At 38.5% G+C, this 23024-nt stretch carries 20 protein-coding genes and 1 CRISPR repeat array; of the genes, 11 read left to right on the forward strand and 9 right to left on the reverse strand.

The genetic code is table 11. The features are described 5' to 3' along the window. Positions 1 to 368 precede the first annotated feature (368 nt). From cas9 to cas2, 3 genes are read left to right on the forward strand one after another with little or no spacing between them, the layout of a single operon-like run. Positions 369 to 4739 (forward strand): type II CRISPR RNA-guided endonuclease Cas9, encoded by a 4371-nt coding sequence (cas9, locus tag I7X29_RS14435; RefSeq protein WP_198475690.1) that lies wholly within the window; start codon positions 369 to 371, stop codon positions 4737 to 4739. Between the two features lie 29 nt (positions 4740 to 4768). Further along, positions 4769 to 5659, forward strand: a complete 891-nt coding sequence (cas1, locus tag I7X29_RS14440) for a type II CRISPR-associated endonuclease Cas1 (RefSeq protein WP_198467675.1) — start codon at positions 4769 to 4771, stop codon at positions 5657 to 5659. Beyond that, positions 5656 to 5997 (forward strand): CRISPR-associated endonuclease Cas2, encoded by a 342-nt coding sequence (gene cas2, locus I7X29_RS14445; RefSeq protein ID WP_096088521.1) that lies wholly within the window; start codon positions 5656 to 5658, stop codon positions 5995 to 5997. Before cas1 ends, cas2 begins: the two co-directional genes overlap by 4 nt. Before the next feature lie 117 nt (positions 5998 to 6114). After that, positions 6115 to 6860: direct repeats of the CRISPR family, unit length 46 nt; unit sequence GTTGTTATCAATCACAAAACTACAAAATTTGAAAGCAATTCACAAC. A 131-nt stretch (positions 6861 to 6991) separates the two neighbouring features. Here the strand turns inward: cas2 and I7X29_RS14450 are convergent. Then, the gene (locus I7X29_RS14450; protein ID WP_009414489.1) at positions 6992 to 7429 is read right to left on the reverse strand and encodes a hypothetical protein; all 438 of its coding nucleotides are present in this window, start codon (positions 7427 to 7429) and stop codon (positions 6992 to 6994) included. Between the two features lie 151 nt (positions 7430 to 7580). Continuing rightward, positions 7581 to 8123: a sulfatase-like hydrolase/transferase gene (locus I7X29_RS15725; RefSeq protein WP_317191783.1), complete on the reverse strand. Its 543-nt coding sequence runs from the start codon at positions 8121 to 8123 to the stop codon at positions 7581 to 7583. A 342-nt stretch (positions 8124 to 8465) separates the two neighbouring features. Between I7X29_RS15725 and I7X29_RS14460 the strand changes: the two genes are divergently transcribed. After that, entirely contained in the window at positions 8466 to 8714 is a 249-nt protein-coding gene (locus I7X29_RS14460) for a GlsB/YeaQ/YmgE family stress response membrane protein (RefSeq protein ID WP_198467672.1), read from the forward strand. 84 nt (positions 8715 to 8798) lie between these two features. Here the strand turns inward: I7X29_RS14460 and I7X29_RS14465 are convergent, their stop codons facing one another. Next, positions 8799 to 9176, reverse strand: a complete 378-nt coding sequence (locus I7X29_RS14465; RefSeq protein WP_198467670.1) for a hypothetical protein — start codon at positions 9174 to 9176, stop codon at positions 8799 to 8801. A gap of 241 nt (positions 9177 to 9417) precedes the next feature. After that, complete coding sequence (pdxH, locus tag I7X29_RS14470) at positions 9418 to 10059, reverse strand: pyridoxamine 5'-phosphate oxidase (protein ID WP_198475692.1); 642 nt, start codon at positions 10057 to 10059, stop codon at positions 9418 to 9420. A gap of 315 nt (positions 10060 to 10374) precedes the next feature. On the opposite strand from pdxH, the gene I7X29_RS15640 reads away from it, so the two are divergent. The 6 genes from I7X29_RS15640 (at position 10375) to I7X29_RS14500 (ending at position 14507) form a co-directional block, all read left to right on the forward strand. Then, a complete protein-coding gene (locus tag I7X29_RS15640) occupies positions 10375 to 10497 on the forward strand; it encodes a hypothetical protein (RefSeq protein WP_262895909.1) in 123 nt (40 codons plus the stop codon). After that, entirely contained in the window at positions 10494 to 10877 is a 384-nt protein-coding gene (locus I7X29_RS14480; protein ID WP_225883778.1) for a DUF6911 family protein, read from the forward strand. Before I7X29_RS15640 ends, I7X29_RS14480 begins: the two co-directional genes overlap by 4 nt. Positions 10878 to 10906: 29 nt before the next feature. Beyond that, complete coding sequence (dtd, locus tag I7X29_RS14485; protein WP_088594000.1) at positions 10907 to 11362, forward strand: D-aminoacyl-tRNA deacylase; 456 nt, start codon at positions 10907 to 10909, stop codon at positions 11360 to 11362. A 148-nt stretch (positions 11363 to 11510) separates the two neighbouring features. Next, entirely contained in the window at positions 11511 to 12281 is a 771-nt protein-coding gene (gene surE / locus I7X29_RS14490; protein WP_088594001.1) for a 5'/3'-nucleotidase SurE, read from the forward strand. After that, the gene (locus I7X29_RS14495) at positions 12269 to 12571 is read left to right on the forward strand and encodes a hypothetical protein (protein WP_198467662.1); all 303 of its coding nucleotides are present in this window, start codon (positions 12269 to 12271) and stop codon (positions 12569 to 12571) included. The genes surE and I7X29_RS14495 overlap by 13 nt, the downstream gene beginning before the upstream one ends. A gap of 13 nt (positions 12572 to 12584) precedes the next feature. After that, on the forward strand, positions 12585 to 14507 hold the full coding sequence (locus I7X29_RS14500) for an LTA synthase family protein (RefSeq protein WP_198475694.1): 1923 nt from the start codon (positions 12585 to 12587) through the stop codon (positions 14505 to 14507). A 111-nt stretch (positions 14508 to 14618) separates the two neighbouring features. Here the strand turns inward: I7X29_RS14500 and trxB are convergent, their stop codons facing one another. From trxB to asnA, 5 genes are all read right to left on the reverse strand, one after another. After that, positions 14619 to 15560: a thioredoxin-disulfide reductase gene (gene trxB / locus I7X29_RS14505; protein WP_048748119.1), complete on the reverse strand. Its 942-nt coding sequence runs from the start codon at positions 15558 to 15560 to the stop codon at positions 14619 to 14621. Between the two features lie 150 nt (positions 15561 to 15710). Further along, the gene (locus tag I7X29_RS14510) at positions 15711 to 16682 is read right to left on the reverse strand and encodes a hypothetical protein (RefSeq protein WP_198467658.1); all 972 of its coding nucleotides are present in this window, start codon (positions 16680 to 16682) and stop codon (positions 15711 to 15713) included. Beyond that, positions 16682 to 19417: a WD40/YVTN/BNR-like repeat-containing protein gene (locus I7X29_RS14515; RefSeq protein ID WP_198475696.1), complete on the reverse strand. Its 2736-nt coding sequence runs from the start codon at positions 19415 to 19417 to the stop codon at positions 16682 to 16684. Before I7X29_RS14515 ends, I7X29_RS14510 begins: the two co-directional genes overlap by 1 nt. Positions 19418 to 19432: 15 nt before the next feature. Further along, complete coding sequence (locus tag I7X29_RS14520) at positions 19433 to 19579, reverse strand: hypothetical protein (protein ID WP_198475698.1); 147 nt, start codon at positions 19577 to 19579, stop codon at positions 19433 to 19435. Between the two features lie 141 nt (positions 19580 to 19720). After that, positions 19721 to 20728 (reverse strand): aspartate--ammonia ligase, encoded by a 1008-nt coding sequence (asnA, locus tag I7X29_RS14525; protein ID WP_288870248.1) that lies wholly within the window; start codon positions 20726 to 20728, stop codon positions 19721 to 19723. A 227-nt stretch (positions 20729 to 20955) separates the two neighbouring features. On the opposite strand from asnA, the gene htpG reads away from it, so the two are divergent. Continuing rightward, positions 20956 to 22851, forward strand: a complete 1896-nt coding sequence (gene htpG, locus I7X29_RS14530; RefSeq protein WP_198475702.1) for a molecular chaperone HtpG — start codon at positions 20956 to 20958, stop codon at positions 22849 to 22851. The last annotated feature ends 173 nt before the right edge of the window (positions 22852 to 23024 follow it).

A 23024-nucleotide genomic window follows, 5' to 3' on the forward strand; every position in this document is an offset into this window, starting at 1 on the left:
ATATCATCATTTCATCAAATCTCATCACAGCTCCTCACCATTACTCCTTCCCAACAAACTAGATTTCATTCTCCCTATCAATTCTATCCATTCCATCAACTCCCATCACCTCTTTCTTCCCAATCAGCCTTGTTTGACTTGACTCGTCTGCCTAGTCCGATTTCCTCCTACATTTTAAAAATAAAAAGAACCCTATCACTAGAATAGGGCTCCTTTAAATGTTTTCACAACGGAATAATCCTTATTGTGAATTGCTTTCAAATTCTGCGACAAAGGTAAGTGTAATATTTTTTATAAGCAAATTTTTCTTAATATTTTTTGTTTTTATTTCTTTTTTATTATCTTTGCCTCACCAAAATATAAAAAGAATGAAACGTATATTAGGCTTAGATTTGGGCTCAAACTCTATCGGTTGGGCTCTTGTACAACAAGATTTTGAAAACAAACAAGGAAAAATTATTGCTACTGGTAGTAGGATTATTCCTATAGATCAGGGTATATTAGGTGACTTTGAGAGGGGAAATACAGTTTCTCAAACTGCCGAAAGAACTACTTATCGCAGTACACGTCGTCTGAGAGAACGGCATTTACTTCGCCGTGAGCGACTTCATAGAGTACTTCACATATTAGGTTTTTTACCTCCTCACTATGATGCTCAAATAGACTTTACCAAAAGATATGGTAAATTTATAGATAATGCTGAACCCAAAATAGCTTATAACAATGGGAATTTTATCTTTATGAATAGTTTCAATGAGATGATTGAGGATTTCAAAAAATACCAACCTCAGTTATTTTACAAGAAATCTAATGGCGAAGAGAGTAAAATCCCTTATGATTGGACAATTTATTACCTTCGCAAAAAAGCTCTTTCACAAAAAATTACCCAGCAAGAATTAGCTTGGCTTATACTTCATTTCAATCAAAAAAGAGGGTACTATCAGTTGCGTGGCGAAGAAGAAACAGAAAACCCTAACAAGGAAGTTGCTTTTCACTCCTTAAAAGTTGTAGATGTAGAGGCTGAAGCCCCTAATAAAAAAGGAGAGATTTGGTATACAATCCGTTTAGAAAATGGTTGGATATACCGTCGCACGAGTAAAAATCCATTGGACGACTGGAAGGGAAAAAGACGTGATTTCATTGTTACTACCGACCTTAATGACGATGGGACAATTAAATTAGACAAAGAAGGGAAAGAAAAACGTTCCTTCAGAGCCCCTGATGAAAATGATTGGAATTTACTCAAAAAGAAAACAGAGCACGATATTGATTTTTCTGGAAAAACTGTAGGCGCTTATATCTACGACCATTTGTTGCAAAACCCCAATCAGAAAATTAAAGGAAAATTAGTTCGTACTATTGAAAGGAAGTACTATAAAGACGAGCTAAAGGCTATTTTGGCTAAACAAATAGCTCTTCAACCAGAATTGTTCACTGAAACCCTATTGGCAGACTGTATAAGAGAATTATACCGAAAAAACGAGACACAACAACAAAATCTACTATCAAAAGATTTCCTTCATCTGTTTGTAGAAGATATCATTTTCTACCAACGCCCATTGCGTAGCAAAAAATCTACTATTGCCAATTGTACCTTAGAAAAGCGTTCGTATATAGATAAGGAAACTAATGAGCGCAAAGACACTCCTTTAAAAGTATGTGCCAAATCTAATCCTTACTACCAAGAGTTTAGAGTGTTGCAATGGCTACAAAACTTGAGAATTTACGAAATAGAAACCGACCGTGAGGTAACTGCTGAGTTTATCGAAACAGCCGAAGACTATGAGGCTCTCTTCAACTTCTTGATGTCTCAAAAAGAAATAGATAATGAAGGTTTACTGAAATACTTTTTGTTTGCAAAAAATCCTCAAATTAAAGACAAAGTAGCTAAAAACGAGCTTAAAAAATGGCTCACTACTTATCGCTGGAACTATGTGTATGATGTGGCAGATAATTCTTCCAAAAAATACCCTATGAATGAAACAGGCTATGACCTTCAGCGGTACTTGCAGAAAGTAGAAGGACTCCCTGCCAACTTTCTAACCTTTGATACAACGTATCAATTGTGGCATTTGTTATATTCGGTGAAGGACAAAGTTGAATTTGAGAAAGCATTAAAGAGATTTGCTAAAAAGAAGCAATTAGACGAAACATCTTTCGTAGAAAGTTTCAAAAACTTCAAACCCTATCCTAATGAATATGGTAGTTTCTCCGAAAAAGCAATTAAAAAGTTACTTCCTCTGATGCGTTTTGGCAATCATTGGGACTTTAATCGCATTGATGTATCTACTCAAAAACGTATAGACGACCTCATCAATGGAGTGGCGAATGAGGATATCCGTACCATCATTAGAGAAAAAGCAGAGAAGTATCAGCTCAATAGTGAGACCTGCTTTCAAGGCTTACCGCTTTGGTTGGCACAGTATGTAGTCTATAACCGTCACGCCGAAGCTACCGATATAGAAAAATGGACTTCAGTAAATGATTTAGAAGCATATTTAGAAGATTTCAAGCAACATTCACTGAGAAATCCTATAGTAGAGCAAGTAGTTACCGAAACTTTACGCGTAGTAAGAGATATTTGGCAACAATACGGCGGGGGACAAGCGAATTTCTTTGATGAAATACATATAGAACTGGGTAGAGAACTCAAAAAAACAGCCGAAGAAAGAAAACAACTTTCCAATAAAAATCAGGAAAATGAAAATACCAACCTACGCATTAAGAAATTACTTGCCGAATTAAAAGAAGATACAAGCATACAGAACGTACGCCCGTATTCGCCTGTACAGCAAGAACTGCTTAAAATCTATGAAGAAGGTGTGTTTAGTGCTACCGATGAAGTAGAGGAAGATATTCAGAAAATCCGCAAAAAAGCTGAACCTACCACCCCTGAGATACAACGCTACAAACTGTGGTTGGAGCAAAAATACAAATCGCCTTATACGGGAGAGGTGATTTCACTTACAAAACTATTTACTGAGGAGTATGAAATAGAACATATTATTCCGCAAAGCCGTTATTATGATGATAGTTTATCCAATAAGGTAATATGTGAATCGGCTGTAAATAAGCTAAAAACAAATCAATTAGGATTGGAATTTATCCAGAATCACCACGGTGAGAAGGTGCGCATAACAGGTAATAAAGAAGTTACTATCTTCACAGAAGAACAATACAAAGAGTTTGTGAAGAAACATTACGCTAACAATTCAGCTAAACAGCAAAAGCTTCTTTTGAATGAGATACCTGAAAAAATGGTCGCTCGCCAGCTGAATGACACTCGTTACATCAGTAAGTATGTTTCAGAAATACTTTCTAAAATAGTGCGTTCAGATGAAAAAGATGAGGGGGTAAACTCTAAAAATATAATACCTTGTACAGGTAAAATTACTACTGCCCTCAAACAAGATTGGGGACTTAATGATGTGTGGAATGAGCTTATACTTCCTCGTTTTGAGCGAATGAACCAGCTTACCCAAACACAGCTATTTACCTCATATAACGACAGACTTCAAAAAAATCTCCCTACTGTTCCAATAGAATACAGCCAAGGTTTTCAAAAGAAACGCATAGACCACCGTCATCACGCTATGGACGCCTTAGTGATTGCTTGTGCTACGAGAGAGCACATCAATTATATGAATAACCAACACGCATTGGATAAGAATAAGGATAAAGAAGAAAAACAACAATCTCGCATAGACCTTCGCACTATCCTCTGTGAGAAAAAGAATAATAACTGGCAGTTCAAGAAACCTTGGAGTACTTTCACTCAAGAAGCCAAAGAAGCCCTCGAACATATAGTAGTAAGTTTTAAACAAAACCTAAGAGTGATTAATAAGGCTACCAACTATTATGAAAAATGGGAAGAGAAAAATGGTGTACTTGTAAAAAAGAAAATAAAACAAGAAGGGACTAATTGGGCTATCAGAAAGCCTTTACACAAAGAAACTGTTTCAGGTAAAATTGTATTGGATAGAAAAATAGGTAAAGATAAAATACTTACAGCTACCCGAAAAGCAGTAGATATAACCTTTACAGAAAAGATTATCAGTAGTATTACCGATACGGGCATTCAGAAAATATTGCTCAACTATCTGAAATATAAAGGAAGTCCAGAAGTAGCTTTTTCAGCAGAAGGATTAGAAGAACTCAACAAAAATATTGCCCAATACAACGATGGCAAGAAACATCAGCCCATTTATAAAGTGCGTATTTTTGAGGAAGGAAGTAAATTTCCTCTTGGAGAAAAGAGTGCTAAAGCTACTAAATATGTAGAAGCAGCCAAAGGAACGAACCTCTTTTTTGGAGTATATCAAGGCAAAGGAAAACGCACTTATGCAACAATCCCTCTCAACGAAGTAATTGAACGACAAAAACAAGGACTTCCTTCTGTTCCCGAGCGCAATGAAAAAGGAGAACCATTGTTGTTTAGCCTTTCGCCTAACGATTTGGTATATGTGCCTATGGAAGGAGAAATAGCAGAGACAATAGACTTCAATAATCTCAGCAAAGAACAGAAAGAAAGGATTTACAATGTAAATGATTTTTCTTCTACCACTTGTTATTTTACACCTAATAGAGTTGCAAAAGCTATTTGTCCTAAAGAGATTGATAAAAAGGGGAAAGATTCTGGTTCTTTTGATACTAAAACAGCGAGTATAGAAGGGGTGCAAATAAAAGAAGTCTGTATCAAACTAAAAGTAGATCGCTTAGGAAACATCATCAAAGCATAGAACAAAAACCAATAAACGCCCTTTAAACTATGTTATACCGTTCTATTTACATCGGCAATCCTGCCCATTTAAAGTTGAAAGATAAGCAACTCAAAATAACCGACCCCACTACCCAAACTGTAAAAGGAAGTGTGCCTATTGAAGATTTAGGTTTGCTGATGCTTGACCATTATCAAATTACTGTTTCACATCAGTTACTGCAAGAATTGATGAAGAATAATGTGGTGCTTATTAGTTGTGATGAAAAACACTTACCTTTAGAGGCAATGCTTCCTTTCGGTGGGAATACTCAATATTCCGAACGGGTGAAAACACAGTTGGAAGTGAGCGAACCTCTTAAAAAACAACTTTGGAAGCAAACTATAGAGTGCAAAATTCAGAACCAAGCTAAGGTCTTAGAACATTTAGGAAAGTATGCCGACCCAATGTACGACTATCTAAAAGAAGTAAAATCGGGCGATACGACCAATATGGAAGGTATTGCAGCGCAACACTATTGGAAGTACCTTATCGATTATGATTTTCTAAGAGATAGATTTGGTGAATATCCTAATCAGTTTTTCAATTTTGGATATGGAGTTTTACTCAGTATCGTAGCCCGCGCATTGGTAGATACAGGTTTATTATTAGTATTAGGAATTTTCCATCGCAATAAGTACAACCCCTATTGTTTGGCAAGCGACATAATGGAACCCTACCGCCCCATAGTAGATTTATTGGTAATGGAATGGCTCACAACACATCCTGAAGTAGAAGAACTCAACAAAGAAAGTAAAGCTCATATACTGCAGATGGCAACCCGTGATGTACAGATAGAAAAGAATATCCACCCCTTAATAGTGGCAGTAAAGAACACAGCTTCTTCTCTATACAAATGCTATACGGGTGAAAAGCGACTCATAGCCTATCCTGAATTATGATTATAGCCGACCGATACAATGCTTATAGAATTATGTGGGTATTAGTATTATACGATTTGCCAACAGAGACGAAAAAGATGCGTAAAGAAGCACAGAACTTTCGTGATAAACTCATAAAGGACGGTTTTACGCTCTTTCAGTTTTCGATGTACATAAGGCATTGCCCTAGTAGAGAGAATGCCCAAGTGCATATCAATCGCGTAAAACAAAACTTACCTCAGTATGGCAATATAGCTATTATGTGCTTAACTGATAAGCAGTTTGGCGATATGGAGTTCTTTTACTGTCAGAGAGAAACAGCAGCTCCCGAAACTTATGTGCAATTAGAGCTTTTTTAAGAAGAATAGGAAAGAGAAAACCTCCTCTTTAGCCTTTGTTTATAAGGTAAAAGAGGAGGTTTTTCAGTACTGTTTTTCAGTAAAACTGATTGATACTAAAACCTTTAAAAGATTGAGGTTGTTATCAATCACAAAACTACAAAATTTGAAAGCAATTCACAACAAGAAAGGAACTGATTATGATCAAATCATCGTTGTTATCAATCACAAAACTACAAAATTTGAAAGCAATTCACAACAGTTCGCTCATAGAAGTTTCGGACTTTGACGTTGTTATCAATCACAAAACTACAAAATTTGAAAGCAATTCACAACAACTGCTTTGTTGTTGCGTCTTTTGTAACGGTTGTTATCAATCACAAAACTACAAAATTTGAAAGCAATTCACAACCAAAAAGCATCACTCAATAAATTTCCTTTAGTTGTTATCAATCACAAAACTACAAAATTTGAAAGCAATTCACAACTAAACTATCACGAATAATATTACCATTGTCGTTGTTATCAATCACAAAACTACAAAATTTGAAAGCAATTCACAACCAGAAAACTGGTCTCCAAATATGTTCCAAAGTTGTTATCAATCACAAAACTACAAAATTTGAAAGCAATTCACAACTTCCGTTCAAAGCACGTTCATACCAAGCTAGTTGTTATCAATCGCAAAACTACAAAATTTGAAAGCAATTCACAACTATAAATTAGCAAATTTGAGAATTAGCAAATTTGGAAATTACCTAAGTTGTTATCAATCAAATAGCTACAAAGTTTAAAAGCAATTCACAACGGCTTGTTTCCAGTCCTTACTGAATGTTTTGTTGTTATCAATCGCAAAACTACAAAATTTGAAAGCAATTCACAACATAAATGTTTAATTTATCAAATAGAGCAACAATAAAGCGCAAAGATACAAAAAAAATATTTTATAAGTAACAAAGCATAAAAAAGGTTGCCCAGACTTCTGAGCAACCTCTTTCTATATTCTATTAGATGATTAACTTCCTAAGGTATACCAATGTACGCCTATCAAATATTGAAACTCCGCTGAAAACGACAACCGTACGGCAACTACCAGCAGAAAAGCCAACACGGATAAACCTATCTTTTGGTACGTCTTGCTCACAGTAGCAATGCACATTCCCAATAGGAAAGCCACCGCAGTGCTAGCAATATAACCGAGTGCCAAGCTCGTATTCGCATCTTGCAGGCTGCCAGCGATGAGCATTAGCACTGCAAAAGGACTCACCACACGCAAGAAACTACCCCACTTCTGTTGAGGTCTCTCTCTTACAAAGAGATAACTCATAATCACTACCCCTGTTAAGTACAGCGGTAGGGTTACCAAATGATCTCCATAGGCTATTGAACTTATAAACAAGTAAATTGCAATAGCTGAGATAAGCTCTAAAAAGATTTGCACTGATTTTTTCATAATTAAATATTTTAGAATTTTGCGACAAAGTTATAAGATATTCTCTTCTCTGTCAAGTAAGTTAACAAAGTTTAAGATTGTTTTAACTTTTAATTGTAGGCTTTGTATTGTTTTTAACAAATTCTAAATAACAACCTTTAAGAATAAAATGCTAATGCCTTCCTCTCTCTCCTCTGATCACTGCCTCAAACTCCTTAACTAATGCAGGCTGCCGCCCAGCGATATTGTGTCTCTCAGCAGGGTCTACGCTCAGGTCGTAGAGCTGAGGAGCGCCCTCAAAGCCTGTTTCGATGCCCGTCTCCCAAGCCCGTTTCATAGTTTGGGCGGTAGGCTCGATATACTTGTATTTGCCTTTCAGCACTGCCAGCACATTGCGCAGCCCTTCCTGCACCGCATAAGTACGACCCTTCTTGTCCTTACCTACCCACGAAGCCCAATGCGGCTGCGTGTCGCGTGCAGGTGCTACCTCATAAGGCACGCGGTCAGAGGTCGCTGGCATAATAAAGCTCTCGTCAAAGCCAATATCATTAGGCGTATGAGGGATCGGCTTATTCCAATCGATACCGCCCCTATCGCCTAAGCCTAAGTGCCACTTGCCGATGGCAGCCGTAGCGTAGCCCGCCTTCTTAAAAATAGTAGCCACCGTCTGATGCCTCGCAGGGATGAGCGCAAAGGCATCGTTGTTATCAATCACAAAACTACAAAATTTGAAAGCAATTCACAACTATAAATTAGCAAATTTGAGAATTAGCAAATTTGGAAATTACCTAAGTTGTTATCAATCACATAGCTACAAAGTTTGGAAGCAATTCACAACTATAAATTAGCAAATTTGAGAATTAGCCAATTTGAAAATTACCTAAGTTGTTATCAACCAAATAGCTACAAAGTTTGAAAGCAATTTACAAAATGTATAAGTAAATAATCTAAACAATAGCGTTAAGCAAATCGAGCGAATCCTCTCCTATTGATGATTTTTATTTGTTTTTTTAGATGATAATTCTTACCTTTGTGCCCTAATTTAAAATTAAAAATTATGGGTATTATCGCAACACTTATTATTGGAGCCATCGCTGGATGGTTAGGAGGAACTATCTACAAAGGTAGTGGATTAGGTCTTATCGGCAATATCATTATTGGTATCCTTGGAAGTGGCGTGGGATATTGGCTTTTAGGAGAGGTGTTTCATATCTCTCTTGGAGGAGGATGGATTGGCGCTATCTTAACCGGAGCTATTGGAGCTATCGTTATTTTATTCTTGATAAATTTGATATTTAAGAAGTAATAAGGAAGAGCTCATATTAAAAATCAAAAAAACCTCGAAAATTATATATTTTCGAGGTTTTTTAGTGCTTCTTTTTTAGAATTATTACCTACTTGCGTTAGCAATCCAGGTCTTTCCATCTGTAGTATACAGAATGTACAATGAAGAGGCGTTAATTCTGATTACTTTTAAACCATCTTGCAAATCAACATTTATTAAAGTGTTATCTCCTTCTTTTTTGAAGCTAACACCTTTTAGGTCTTCAATACCATCTGAAAAACGGAAATAATAATCATTTCCTGTTTTAACAACTGTTACTGAACCATTGTCAACAGATTTTTTCTCTTCTCCTTTCAAGAAAGAAATTTTACCTTTGTAGGTTCCTACAAAAAGGTCATTGTCTGCTGGGTCATCATTCTTGCTGCAAGAAAAAGCTATTAGTGATAAACAAATCACTGATACTAAAGCAATAATTTTTTTCATAGTTGATTCAATTTAAAAAATTAATATTAAAGTTTGTTGCAATAATTATGCCATTCGAATGCTTTACGCAATTTTTAATACATTAATTGTGAGATTTTTAGTTATAATCTTGTTCGAAATTTGTAAATACATATCTTAATATTTTCAATATGAAAGATGAAGATGAAGCAAAAAATATTCAAGAATGGTTGAGTGACGACCCTAAAATAGAAGAGTAGGGTAGGGATAATGTTTCAGTTCATCACGGGGCTAATCGCTCTATTTTCCAGTCGTAATCTTCAGTGAGGGTGTAGCGCAGGCGGTCGTGTAGGCGGTTGGGACGTCCTTGCCAGAACTCTATGCTCAGAGGGCGCACTAAGTAGCCACCCCAATGAGGAGGGCGTGGTACTTCTTTGCCTTCGTATTGGGCTTCTAAGGTGTGTAGACGTTCTTCTAAGTACTCACGTGTGGGGATTACTTCGCTCTGTGGCGATACCACAGCTCCTAACTGACTGCCTAATGGGCGCGATTCGAAATAACCATCAGAGGTATTGGCAGCTACACGTTCGGCGATACCTTTGATGATAATTTGTCGCTCAAGAGATGGCCAAAAAAACGATAAACACAAGTGCGGATTGGCTTCTATAGCTCTACCTTTTTCGCTGTGGTAGTTGGTGTAGAATATAAATCCTTCGTAAGTGTATTGTTTGAGTAGTACAACGCGTGTTTTTGGAAATCCATCAAGCCCTATGGTGCTGACCGACATAGCGTTAGCTTCGTCAATGCTATCAGCTTCATCGGCTTCATAAAACCACGTTTGAAAGAGCTGCATTGGGTTTTCGGGTGCGTCTTTCTCTAAAAGTTCCTGTTTGTTATAGGTTTTTCGATAATTACTTAAGTCCATTTATTTTTTTTGCAAATATACTAATAATTTATCAATTCACAACCGTATTTTTTGTAACAGATTGAATAATATTGCGTTGTTTTTTTGGTGGTATGCTTTTTGTGGCTTATTTTGGTAGTTCTAATTCAGATTAATTGTTGTGCTGATTTTATGGCAAAAGAAGGGTTTTTTACTATGGAAACTTCTTTAAATATTCTTAAAAATCTTTTTAAAGAAGAGCTTATCAGTTTTGATAAACAATATGATGAACTTACTTTAAAGTTTAAAGGCTACTATTTATGATGTTATGTATATAAAGATACTAAAGAGGATATATTGGAAGAGGAAATAGGAAAATTAAATTTAAACATTAAGTATGAAGCAGAAACTCCACTACAAGTGATTGCTGATTTTAAGAAAAAGGCTTTAATGTTAGGACTTAAAGAAAGATTATTATGATATTAACACTCAGGAAACCTAAGAAATATGAAGAATATATAATTAATTCTCTAGACGAACTCATACAAAAATTGATTCCTTTTTCACAAATTGAAGAGGCTAAAATTCGTTTAGCAATAGATGATACTTGGGATGCTGATAGCCTTTCTTGTCAAATAGATAATGGCAAGTATTTGTTGCTCTATTATACTACAGACCTTGATAATACTGGAGAGAAATATCCTCGTAGTTATAGTAGAAAACTTGCCACCCACAATAAGATAGAGATTAATGGTGATTTGTATGACGAGAATACTATTTGCTATGATTTTGGATTTGTATTGATGCTATTTAAAGAGTTTTTTCAGCAGAAAGATATCCCTTTATATATTCTTGATTAATAAAATAACCAATTAAAAAATGAAAGAGTATGAGAGTAGTTATTCAAAAAGTAACCCACGCTTCAGTGGATATAGAGAAGCAAACGGTAGCCTCTATCAATAGAGGCTTATTAGTATTGGTAGGGATAGAAGATAGCGATAGCGATGAGGATATTGCGTGGCTATCGGCGAAGATAGTGAATTTACGCGTTTTTGAAGATGAAAATGGTGTGATGAACCTCTCGGTGAAGGATGTGGAAGGCGAGGTGCTTATAGTGTCGCAATTCACTTTGCACGCTGCAACTAAAAAAGGTAATCGCCCCAGCTATATCAGAGCGGCACGCCCTGAGGTGGCAATTCCTATCTATGAGGCGTTTGTAAAGCAAGTGGAAATATTGCTTGGCAAACGAGTGCCTACGGGGCAATTTGGAGCGATGATGCAGGTAAATCTCTGTAACGATGGACCAGTAACGATTTTGATAGATACAAAAAATAAAGATTTTTAAATGTTGGTAATTACTTTTTATCTTTGGTTAGGATGTTTGTTAGAATAGCAAAATTACATCTTTTTTTGAATAGTTGTAAATTGTTGGTTGTAAATTGTTAATTATTTTGTACTTTTGTGCGCTTAATATTTTTTACGTTTTTTTGAATATGCAAAAACCTTTGATATTAGTAACAAACGACGATGGTATTACCGCTCCTGGTATCCGTTATCTGATAGACATAATGAAAGAATTAGGTGAAGTGGTGGTAGTAGCTCCTGATTCACCACAGAGTGGTAAAGGGCACGCCGTTACCCTCGATACTACGATGTACTGCGACCCTGTGCCGTCACATAACGGAGCTACTCGCGAATACGCTTGTAGTGGTACTCCTGCCGACTGTGTGAAAATAGCCAAACACGAAGTGCTGAACGGTCGTCTGCCCGATTTGTGTGTGAGTGGTATCAATCACGGTTCCAATGCTTCTATCAACGTGATATATTCAGGAACGATGAGTGCGGCTATTGAGGCGGGTACTGAGGGAATTCCTGCTATTGGTTTTTCGTTGTTAGACCCGAGTTGGAATGCTGATTTCTCTCAAGCGCGCTCTTATATCAAAAATATTGCTGAGAAGGTGCTTGCTAATGGCTTGCCTAAAGGAACAGTGCTGAACGTAAACATCCCTAATATCAAGAAGGAAGAAATTAAAGGGGTGAAAATATGCCGACAAGCACGTTCTCGATGGATAGAGAGTTTTGACAAACGCGTGAACCCACAGGGAAGAGTATACTATTGGATGACAGGTACTTTTGTGAATGAAGATGAAGGTACTGACACCGACCAATGGGCGCTTGAAAATGGCTATATATCGGTTGTACCTATTCAGTTTGACCTTACTGCTCACCAAAATATTGAACCGCTAAAACAATGGGATTTATAGATATGAACTACAACCGAAAAAATCAACTTATAGGTTTTACAATAGGGATATTGGCTAATGCAATTGGGATATTAGCTTATATCCTTATTTTTTCTAAAAACAGTATTGGTGTAACCCTTGAAGATGCTTACTACAGAGGCTATTTGGGAAAACTCATTCTGTTGGGCGCCTTGTTAGACCTTGCTGTTTTCTTCTTTTTTATCAATCGTTATGAAAACGAACGCGCCAGAGGGGTGCTTATCGCTTCGGCAGTGCTTACCATCATTATTTTAATATTACAATTCATTTAAAAAACTAAATACAATGAGAATTAGAGAATATATAGTTTTTTTATACCGTATCTTCTTGGTATATTTGTTTTATGCTATTGCCCGTGGTTTGTTTATCTATTTCAATCACGGAGAAATGGGTGATTATAACTTATCAGACCTTTTTTATTATGGATTAGCGTTTGATAACTGTGCTATAATGTACACTAACTTGCTGTTTATACTGCTCAGCTTACTACCTTTGTGGGTAAATACCCATAAGAAGTTTCAGAAAGCAGTTTTTTGGTCGTACTTTATACCTAATACGATTGCTTATGCCACCAATTTTATTGATATGGCATACTACCCTTTTAGCAAGTCTCGCCTTACCTCGGCATCGTTTGCTGTTATTGAACACGAAAACAACAAAATGAAAATATTCAGTAGCTTTTTAGGAGGCTATTGGTATATGTTCGTAGGCTTCTTTTTACTGATAGCTCTTTGGGTTTTCCTTTATAAACGCGTGAAAAACGTCGAAGTGCCTATTGCTCAAAAGAAATCTTACTTTGGATGGTCAATCGTATTTTTTTTAGGTTTTGGCACTTTGATAATGATGGCTATTCGCGGAGGAGGTTTTACTTCGGATACTCGTCCTATCAATATGCTTGATGCTAGCCGACACGTGAATATTACAGCACAAGCTGATGCAATTCTCAATACGCCTTTTTGCCTTATTCGCAGTATGGGAAAAAATAAAGGTTTTAAAGAATATCACTTTGTAGATGAAGCTTACATTAATGAGAATTTAAAACCTATTAAACAATATAACCGCGAAGTAACTACCCAACCCAATGTGGTTCTCTTTATTTTAGAAAGTTTTGGCAAAGAGTATTGGGGTTGTATGAACACTAAAACGCATATCCCTGATTTTAAATCGTATACGCCTTTTTTAGACTCGCTCTCTCAACATTCTTATGTGCTCGATAACGCTTATTGCACAGGTCGCCAGTCGATACACGGAATGTCATCAATGTTAGCGGGAATCCCTTCTTTTCAAGTGGCTTATACCTCATCACCTTATGTGAAACAACCTACACAATCATTGGTGTCTATCGCCAAAGAAATGGGGTACGATACTTCTTTCTTCCATTCAGCACCTAATGGGTCTATGGGATTCTTAGGTTTTTCTAATATCTTAGGTTTCGACCATTATTATGGTAAAAATGAGTACAATAACGATGCTGATGACGATGGACACTGGGGGATTTGGGACGAACCTTTCTTCCAATATATGTGCAGAACTTATTCTCAAAAGAAACAACCTTTCTTAGGCACTATTTTCACACTCTCCTCCCACCACCCTTTTCAAATTCCTAAGCAATATGAGGGCAAATTCCCTAAAGGCAACTTAGAAATTCACAAATGTATTGGCTATACCGATTACGCTCTCAAACAATTCTTTGAGTGTGCTAAAAAACAACCTTGGTATAACAATACTATCTTTGCTTTCGTCAATGACCACCCTAACCAAATCTATTACGACCTCTACAAAGAGCCTATTACAGGCAAAGGAGCGGCAATTATGTTCTACAGCCCTAATCCTAATTTGGTGCCAAAGGGGGTAAATTCAGATATTACTCAGCAAATAGATATTTATCCTTCGTTAGTAGACCTAATGGGTTACCATAAGCCTTTCCGCTCTTGGGGGCGCAGTGTGTTTGCCAATCTTCCTGATGAAACGCCTCGCGCTTTTATCTCCGATGCGCTTATGTACCAAATGATGCAAGGTAATTATATCTATATCATCGACGAAACAGGTAAGGTAAACGGGGTGTACAAGAAAGAAGATGGTGCTCTCAAAAACAATCTCTTGGGCAAAGAAGACAATGCCGAAATACAAAAAGGTATTAAAGATTTAAAAGCCTTTATGCAAGACTATATGGATAGAATTATCAACCATAAGCTTAGTTTAAAATAAAGGTAAAAAGTAAGAAACAAATCCAGCGATAGCTGGCAGGTTAAATAGCAAAGCGCGATGTTTATTATTCTAAACATCGCGCTTTCTTATCTCTTATCTCTTACCTCTTACCTATTCAAGAGTAAGAAGGTATTTCTCTGCGTCCAACGCTGCCATACAGCCTGAACCTGCGGCTGTAATAGCTTGACGGTAACGGGTATCGGCAACGCCGCCCGCAACGAATACACCTGCTACATTGGTAAGAGAAGTGTCAGGTACATTTTTGATATAACCTACTTCATCAGTATCGATATAGGGTTTAAACACATCAGTATTAGGTTTGTGACCGATAGCTACAAAGAAACCTGTGATAGCTATTTCGCTTATCTCCCCTGTCTTGTTGTTGCGTACTTTAATGCCCGTAACTACTTGTCCGTCACCTAATATCTCTTCAGTTTCAGTATTGAAAAGCACTTCTATTTTTGGCGAATTGAGCACGCGTTCCTTCATAATTTGTGAAGCGCGGAACTCATCGCGACGCACGAGCATTGTTACTTTCGAGCAAATGTTCGCTAAGTAAAGCGCTTCCTCACAAGCCGAGTCGCCTGCCCCTACAATAGCCACGTGTTGATTGCGGTAGAAAAAACCGTCGCACACAGCACAAGCCGATACGCCTCCTCCTGTTTGCAAGTAGTGCTGTTCTGAGGGTAAACCTAAGAATTTAGCTGAAGCACCTGTAGCAATGATTACTGCATCGGCGTGGAGTTCTTTGTCGTCTACCCATACTTTGTGTGGGCGAGCCGAAAAATCTACCTTAGTCACCAAGCCGTTGCGAATGTCTGTGCCGAAACGTTTAGCTTGTTGTTCTAATTGCATCATCATTTCTGTACCCATTACTCCCTCAGGATATCCGGGGAAATTCTCTACTTCGGAAGTAGTAGTAAGCTGTCCGCCAGGTTGTTCGCCTTGGTAAAGCACAGGGTTAAGATTGGCGCGAGAGGCATAAATAGCGGCTGTGTAGCCAGCAGGGCCTGATCCTATGATCAGGCATTTTATTTTTTCAATGTTTGCCATAGTGATTTTTCCTTTTTTAAATTTAGGCTGCAAAAGTACGAAATAATTAGCAAATTAGCAAATTGGGGAATTAGCAAATTAGCAAATTAGGGAATTAGCAAATTAGGGAATTAGCAAATTGGGGAATTAGCAAATTGGGGAATTAGCAAATTAGCAAATTAGCAAGTTAAGAAATTCATTGGCGGGGAGTAACTTTTCGCTAATACTGATATATAGACTATTGGGGGTGTTTTCTTGTAGGTAGTGTTGTAGAAAGGTTTTTAGTATGTTTTGGACATCGTTGAAAGTATCGTAGTAATGATATAGGTAGATGGTTTTTACTTCAAAAGGGATTTGCGCTAACCATTCCTTAGTAAATGCTCTCTTTATACGATTGTATTTGTAGAAACACACCCATTGATACCCGTTTTTATGCGAATATACTCGGGTGTAATTTACCGAACTTGTTATTTTGTGAGAAATATTTTTTAAATAATCGCTAATAGTTACTTTATCATCGGCAAAAAACAAGTGAATTTGCTCGGTAGCAATGGAAGGAGGGAGCTTATAATCGGGGGTTGATACTTTTTCTTTCCATTTGCGCAAGATTTTTAGTAGTAACTCGCGGTTCTTTTTGCTTTTTACAAAGGTGGGGAGCTTGGCTACCATTGTCATTCCCTCACGTTCGCGTAGGTCAGAGGCGATGTAATCTTCCATTACCTCTAAATGGCTCATATTTCTTGCCCAAAATAGGTTGCCGCGCACATTCTCTTGGAAAAAATAGGGCAACCCGAAAGTACTATCGCATTTCAGTCCGTTAGAGGGAGTGGGGTTGGGCTGTCGGTAGGATTCGTATTGGGGTTTTACGAGATATTCTTCGTTGCATTTGGGGCATTTCACTTGCCGGAATTCATTGGTTTCTTTCAGTCCGCCTTGTCGTTGTTCAATAAGTGTGCCACAATTGGGGCAATTGAGTTTTACGATAGCTGCAAACAACTCTAATTCTTCAGCTTTCTTTTCAAAACCGCAGTGTGGGCAATGTACTTGGCAATTGGTAACAACGGCGATTTTTTGGCACTCGGGACAGGTTACCCAAGTATCGTCTTTCCAAAGAATAATATGTTTTTCGGTATATCGTTTCATTAGAATATATCAAGAGTTCTCTCTTCCTCAAAGCCATCGGGGAGGGTGAAAACTACAGTGTAGCGCCCTTTGGGGAGATAGACTTTGCCATCGGTAGCGGTGGATAGGAATATCTTTTGAAGACTTTTTTCATAAGCTAATTTACCTTCGGGCGAGATGCTCAGGTCGTAAGGAATATAGTTAAAACCTTTGTTGCTTTTGTACTTGAAAGTTTGTAGTGTTACTCTGCCTTTCATTATTTTAATAGGCACTTCCACATTGTCGTTGGCAGCAAAAGCATAGAAATACACTTTAGGTTGTACGGGATCATCCCATTCACTTGTAGCATTGCCCCAATTGGGTGAATAGGGGATTGTGATGGGGGTTTCTAACGGGAAAAAGGCTTGAGTTACAATGGCAGCACGGAGCTCTTGCATCATTTTCACTGAAGTGCGATAGATGCCACGTCCTAAAGTAGCGACGGTCATTTCACCATTTGAGTCATCGATATAAATATCATTCACACCTGTTTCGGGTAGTCCTTGGCTGAACGGTTGCCAGCTTTCGCCTAAATTGAAGGTGATATACAAGCCGTTATCGGTTCCGGCATAGAGAATTTGCTCGTTCTTAGGGTCTTCTTTAAGAACGTTCACTTTGGCATCGGGGAGGTTAGAGTGAATATCTGTCCAGCTTTTTCCGTTGTCGTTACTCATAAAAATAATGGGGTCGCCTTGAGTTTCATCGGTGCTGATGAGGGTTGCCAATACGCGGTTGCGTTGGTGCTTAGAGGCGATAAGGTTGTTCACTTTTAGGGCGCGAGGGAAGGCGTTGTATATCTGTTTCCACGATACGCCCCCATTATCGGTGGTGTAAATCATACCGTCATCACTACCTGTGTAGAGCAAGCCAAACATAAAAGGCGATTCGGCAATAGCCGAAATAGTGCCATAAGCCTTGTTACCTTGCTTGTTACCGTTAGTTACATCGTCGGAAATAGTGCGCCAATTGCGACCTTTGTCCATTGAGATATGTAGCTTGTTGCTCCCGATGTAGATGATATCTTTATTTTGAGGGGATATGAGCAGTGGTGCTTTTTCACCGAAGCGCAAAGGAGCTTTATTTTCGCCATAGTAAGCACTTCCGAGAGGGAAAAGTTGGTCTCTATCGGGGAAGAAAGTGAAGAATTTGCCATAAGGTTCGGCGGCATAGCTGTCGTTGCCAAACGAAAGGGAATGTATGTTTCTTTTGAAAGTATTCCAATGGCTGTTGTTCTGAGCCAATACAGCTTGATCACTCACATAATAAGGCGTTTTGCTCGCTTGGTCGTAACACAACTGATTGAAGGCTATAGCTTGAGGTACGTTTTTAGTAGCAAAACTTTTACCATTGTCGTAAGAGAGTTGTAGTCCGTTAGGGGTAGTACAGAACAAAGTGCCTTGCTGTAAGTAGAGTTGTTCATAACTATTTTGTAAAGAGAGCGGCTGTTTGCTTCTCCACGTTTTGCCACCATCGCCAGATTCAAGCAGAGGATACCCCCCTATAAACAAGTGGTTTTTATTGGTAAGGTTTACGGCAATGCCTCCGAATTGTTCTCCATTTTGATAGTACATATCGTTGAGAGGTTGGCTGTTAGCTTTTTGCCAAGAGTTACCGCCGTCGTTAGTTACATACACTTCAGCACCTATAACCTCTTGAGTGCTAACGCCTAAATAACTGAGAATTTTAGCAGGCGAAGTAACCTCGGCGGCTATCATATCCTTGAGGTTTTGTGCAGTATATTTCTTATCCTGACCGATATTATGCAGGAAGATGTTCAATCGGTTGTTGTCTAAAGCAAGAAAATCGGCTTTGCTCATCGCATCAAAATCCTGAGCAGTAAGGTGGATGCGTGCTGTTTTTTGCAGACTGTTATTGTTTTCTTTTTTCTTAGGATTGCGGTTATCAATCACGGCATAATAAATTTGCGAATTGAAACAAGTAACCCCTATTTTTCCGATGTTATTTCCTTTGATAAATCCGTTGTTTGCAGTGATTTTTGTCCACGAATTTCCGCCATCAACACTCTTGTAAACAGCGCTATAGCTGCCATAAGGGAGGTCGTCCCACTGGCTGCTGTTCACATCCCAAGCAACGGCTAAAAGCACACTGCCATCGGGGGAGGGGGTGATTTGGCTAATACCAGCACGAGTGCTCACAAATAGCTTTTGTTGCCAAGTTTTACCACCATCGGTAGTTTTGAAGATACCGCGTTTTTCGTCGGCTTTGTAGGGGTTGCCTAATACTCCGGCGATAATTTCTTGAGGGTTGAGAGGATTGATATACAAACTGCTGATGTGCTGTGCGTTAGCCAATCCGCTGAATTTGGTTGTTTTGCCTTTATCAGCAGAGATGAAGATGCCGTAGGGGGTAGCAAGTGCTAAAGTGCCTGAAGTCCAGTCCATAGCGATAGCGCTGATAGATTGGGTGGGAAGGGTAGGGCAGAGGGGAGTATAGGTCTCGCCGCCATTTTGGGTGAGCCAGATACCTCCGTTTTCAGGAGCGACGAGAAACTCGTTACTGTTTTTAGGGTTTACATTCAGCGCACTGATGCGGTTGCCTATTTCTTTTACGATTACCTGTTCAAAAGGGGTTTCACGCACCCACGAATGCGCTTTGAGCTCTTCTTTTTGGCGTAAAGGCAGAGGGAGTAACTCTTGAGCGGTAAGGGTTACACTGCTTATTAATAAGGATATAGTACAAAAGATATTGTTTTTCATAGTAATGAATATACTTTATTGATTTGAAGTAATAGGGAATGCAATATATTCTTTCATCACTTCGTTATAATGATTGTAACACTCATATACAAAGGCAGTTATTTGAGGTTTGAGTTCTTCAAAGCGCCCTTCAGCTATCAGCATCGTATTGTATATGTTCATCTGTTATAGAAATTTTTCGATATGTTTTTATGCTTTGTATAAATTCTTGAAGCATTTTATCTTTTTAGCCATCTTCTTTTTCAATTTTCGGCTATTGCATAATTTGGTTTTACATCTGCAAAAGTACAATAATTTATTGAATTATAATAGCTGAATACCGTTTTCTTCGCAAAGTTGCAGCATATCGTCTGTCCAGATAGAGGCTTGAACTTCGCCTATATGCGCTTTTTGCATCAGTAGCATACAAATACGCGACTGACCGATACCCCCACCGATGGTGAGCGGGAGTTCACCTTTGAGCAACATTTGGTGATAGTCTAAGGTTTTGCGGTGTTCGGCATTAGCGAGTTGCAATTGGTGTGCTAATGATTTTTCGTCTACTCGTATACCCATAGACGAGAGTTCTAACGCGCTGTTTAACACGGGATTCCAGATGATAAGGTCGCCGTTGAGTTCCCAATCGTCATAGTCGGGGGCACGGTTGTCGTGTTTTTTACCTGAGCGCAAGGTTTTACCTATCTGAGTGATAAAAATAGCCCCCTTTTCTTTGGCAAATACTTCTTCGCGTTTTTGAGGCGATAGAGTAGGGTAGCGGTCTTCTAACTCCTGCGAACTGATGAAGGTTATTTCTTTGGGCAAAAAAGCCTTACATTTAGGGTAGTGAGCAACGAGAGCAGCTTCAGTTTCTAAAAATGCGTTATAAAGCTGGTTGACTGTTTGTTGTAAGTATTCCAAGGAACGGTCGGAAGGAGCGATAACTTTTTCCCAATCCCATTGGTCAACGTAAATAGAATGGGTATTATCTAAAGTTTCATCGCGACGGATGGCGTTCATATCGGTATAGATGCCTTCGTGTAGTGCGATGCCATAGCGTTTCAGTGCCAAGCGTTTCCATTTGGCAAGAGAGTGAATGATTTCGATAGTTTGACCTTCGGCGTCTTTCATTTCGAAACTCACGGGTCGTTCTACTCCGTTGAGGTCGTCGTTGAGACCTGTATTGCGTTTTACGAATAGAGGAGCGGAGATACGAGTGAGGTGTAAAGCTTCAGCTAAAGCTTTTTCGAAAGTATCTTTGATGAGCTTGATCGCGCGCTCAGTGTCCATAATGCCATAAGGCGATGAGTAGTTTTTAGGAATGATAATCATAATGAGTTGATTTTCTGATTTGGTGAATTGGTGGTGAAGAGATGCACAAAATTTGTACCAATATTAATGATTAAGAGCTGGCTTTTTGTTCGATACGTGTTCGATGTGTGTTCGAATAGAGGCGAAGTTTTATTATTTTGGTATTAGTATAGAGGGTCTGCCATTTTGTCACCTTTCCCTACTTTGGTATTCTTTTCGCTATTACGCTAACACTAAAAAATTAAATAAAAATGAAAGGAAATATAAACGTCTCTGTGGAAAATATCTTTCCACTTATTAAAAAATTCTTGTACAGCGACCACGAGATATTCTTACGCGAACTCATCTCCAACGCTACCGATGCCACCCTTAAACTGAAACACCTCACTACTATAGGCGAGGCAAAAGTGGAATATGGTAACCCTATCATCGAAGTGAAGGTCGATAAGGACAATAAAACCCTCCATATAATCGACCAAGGTATCGGTATGACGGCTGAAGAGGTCGAAAAGTACATCAACCAAATTGCTTTTTCAGGAGCTGAGGAGTTTTTGGAGAAATATAAAGATACAGCCAAAGACGCCGGAGTGATAGGTCATTTTGGATTGGGCTTCTACTCTGCTTTTATGGTAGCCAAACAAGTGGAAATCATCACCAAATCCTATACCGATGCTCCAGCCGTACGCTGGGTATGCGACGGTAGTCCTGAATTTACCTTAGAGGAAACCGACCTGCGCACCGAACGTGGTACTGAAATTATCTTGCACATCGCCGATGACTCTACTGAGTTTTTGGAGGACTTCCGTATCGAAGAGTTGTTGCGCAAGTACAACCGCTTTATGCCTATCCCAATTAAATTTGGTACGAAACAAGAGCCATTACCTCGCCCTGAAAATGCCCCTGAGGATTATAAAACGGAATATGTAACGGTCGATAATATTGTAAATAACCCTAATCCTGCTTGGACAAAACAGCCAGCCGATTTGAAAGATGAGGATTACAAGGCGTTCTATCACGAACTCTATCCAATGCAGTTCGATGAACCTCTTTTCTACATTCATCTGAACGTAGATTATCCGTTCCACCTTACCGGTATTCTCTATTTCCCTAAGCTTACTAACGATATGCAGTTACAGAAAGACCGCATACAGTTGTATCAAAACCAAGTATTTGTTACCGATAACGTCGAAGGTATAGTGCCCGAGTTCTTAACAATGCTCAAAGGGGTGATAGATTCGCCAGATATTCCGCTAAACGTATCGCGTTCTTACCTCCAATCCGATGGTAATGTAAAGAAGATTGCTAATTACATCACTCGTAAGGTAGCTGATAAGCTGAAATCACTCTTTACTAATAATCGCGACGACTTCCAAAACAAGTGGAACGACATCAAGATAGTGCTCGAATATGGTATGCTTACCGATGATAAATTCTACGAAAAAGCAGCCGATTTTATGTTGTACCCCACTACCGATGGCAAGTATTACACTTTGGCAGAACTAAAAGAAGCAATAAAAGCTGAACAAACCGACAAAAACGGTACTTTGGTAGTGTTATACGCTCAAAATAAAGAACAGCAATACACAGCTATTGAGCAAGCCAAAGAAAAAGGCTACGAAGTGTTATTGTTGGATAGCCCTATCGTATCGCACTTGGTACAGAAGTTAGAAAGTGATAATGAGAAACTTACTTTTACCCGTGTAGATGCTGCTCCTGTAGCTAAGCTGATACAAAAAGAAGAACCTATTATTGCCAAACTTTCCGACGAAGAGAAAAACACGCTAAAAGCCGAAATCGAGAAGGTAATTCCTAAAGAAGGCTATATGGTGCAGTTAGAAGACTTAGACAGCGATGATACGCCGTTCGTTATCAATCAACCCGAGTTTATGCGCCGTATGAAGGAAATGAGTGCTACCGGAGGAGGTGGTATGTTCGCTATGGGAGGCTTCCCCGAAGTGTATCACGTAGTGGTAAATAGCAATTCTCCTTTAGTCGATGCTATTATGAAAGCTGAAGGTGAAACCGCCAAAGAAGCTCTCATCAAGCAAGCCTTCGATTTAGCACGACTCTCACAAGGTCTCCTTAAAGGTAAAGAACTTGCCGACTTTGTAAAGAGAAATTGGGAAATTAACAAATTAGCAAATTAGTAAATGAACACCATTACACTTTGCCAAAGGTCTTAATAGCTTGCCGTGCTACGACCTTTGGCAAAGTTGAATATAATGATAATCAGGTATTTTTACAATATATTTTGTAGAAACGTTTTGTAAAATTCCTTACAATTTTTTTTAGACAATCTTTTAATTATTCTGATAACTAC

Source organism: Capnocytophaga periodontitidis (genome assembly GCF_016126015.1).
Taxonomy (GTDB): Bacteria; Bacteroidota; Bacteroidia; order Flavobacteriales; family Flavobacteriaceae; genus Capnocytophaga; species Capnocytophaga periodontitidis.

Excerpts from the sequence above, each read along its gene's own strand:
- cas9 (WP_198475690.1), top strand. The coding sequence starts at position 369 with ATGAAACGTATATTAGGCTTAGATTTGGGCTCAAACTCTATCGGTTGG.
- cas1 (WP_198467675.1), top strand. The coding sequence starts at position 4,769 with ATGTTATACCGTTCTATTTACATCGGCAATCCTGCCCATTTAAAGTTG.
- cas2 (WP_096088521.1), top strand. The coding sequence starts at position 5,656 with ATGATTATAGCCGACCGATACAATGCTTATAGAATTATGTGGGTATTA.
- I7X29_RS14450 (WP_009414489.1), bottom strand. The coding sequence starts at position 7,429 with ATGAAAAAATCAGTGCAAATCTTTTTAGAGCTTATCTCAGCTATTGCA.
- I7X29_RS14460 (WP_198467672.1), top strand. The coding sequence starts at position 8,466 with ATGGGTATTATCGCAACACTTATTATTGGAGCCATCGCTGGATGGTTA.
- I7X29_RS14465 (WP_198467670.1), bottom strand. The coding sequence starts at position 9,176 with ATGAAAAAAATTATTGCTTTAGTATCAGTGATTTGTTTATCACTAATA.
- pdxH (WP_198475692.1), bottom strand. The coding sequence starts at position 10,059 with ATGGACTTAAGTAATTATCGAAAAACCTATAACAAACAGGAACTTTTA.
- I7X29_RS14480 (WP_225883778.1), top strand. The coding sequence starts at position 10,494 with ATGATATTAACACTCAGGAAACCTAAGAAATATGAAGAATATATAATT.
- dtd (WP_088594000.1), top strand. The coding sequence starts at position 10,907 with ATGAGAGTAGTTATTCAAAAAGTAACCCACGCTTCAGTGGATATAGAG.
- surE (WP_088594001.1), top strand. The coding sequence starts at position 11,511 with ATGCAAAAACCTTTGATATTAGTAACAAACGACGATGGTATTACCGCT.
- I7X29_RS14495 (WP_198467662.1), top strand. The coding sequence starts at position 12,269 with ATGGGATTTATAGATATGAACTACAACCGAAAAAATCAACTTATAGGT.
- I7X29_RS14500 (WP_198475694.1), top strand. The coding sequence starts at position 12,585 with ATGAGAATTAGAGAATATATAGTTTTTTTATACCGTATCTTCTTGGTA.
- trxB (WP_048748119.1), bottom strand. The coding sequence starts at position 15,560 with ATGGCAAACATTGAAAAAATAAAATGCCTGATCATAGGATCAGGCCCT.
- I7X29_RS14510 (WP_198467658.1), bottom strand. The coding sequence starts at position 16,682 with ATGAAACGATATACCGAAAAACATATTATTCTTTGGAAAGACGATACT.
- I7X29_RS14515 (WP_198475696.1), bottom strand. The coding sequence starts at position 19,417 with ATGAAAAACAATATCTTTTGTACTATATCCTTATTAATAAGCAGTGTA.
- I7X29_RS14520 (WP_198475698.1), bottom strand. The coding sequence starts at position 19,579 with ATGAACATATACAATACGATGCTGATAGCTGAAGGGCGCTTTGAAGAA.
- htpG (WP_198475702.1), top strand. The coding sequence starts at position 20,956 with ATGAAAGGAAATATAAACGTCTCTGTGGAAAATATCTTTCCACTTATT.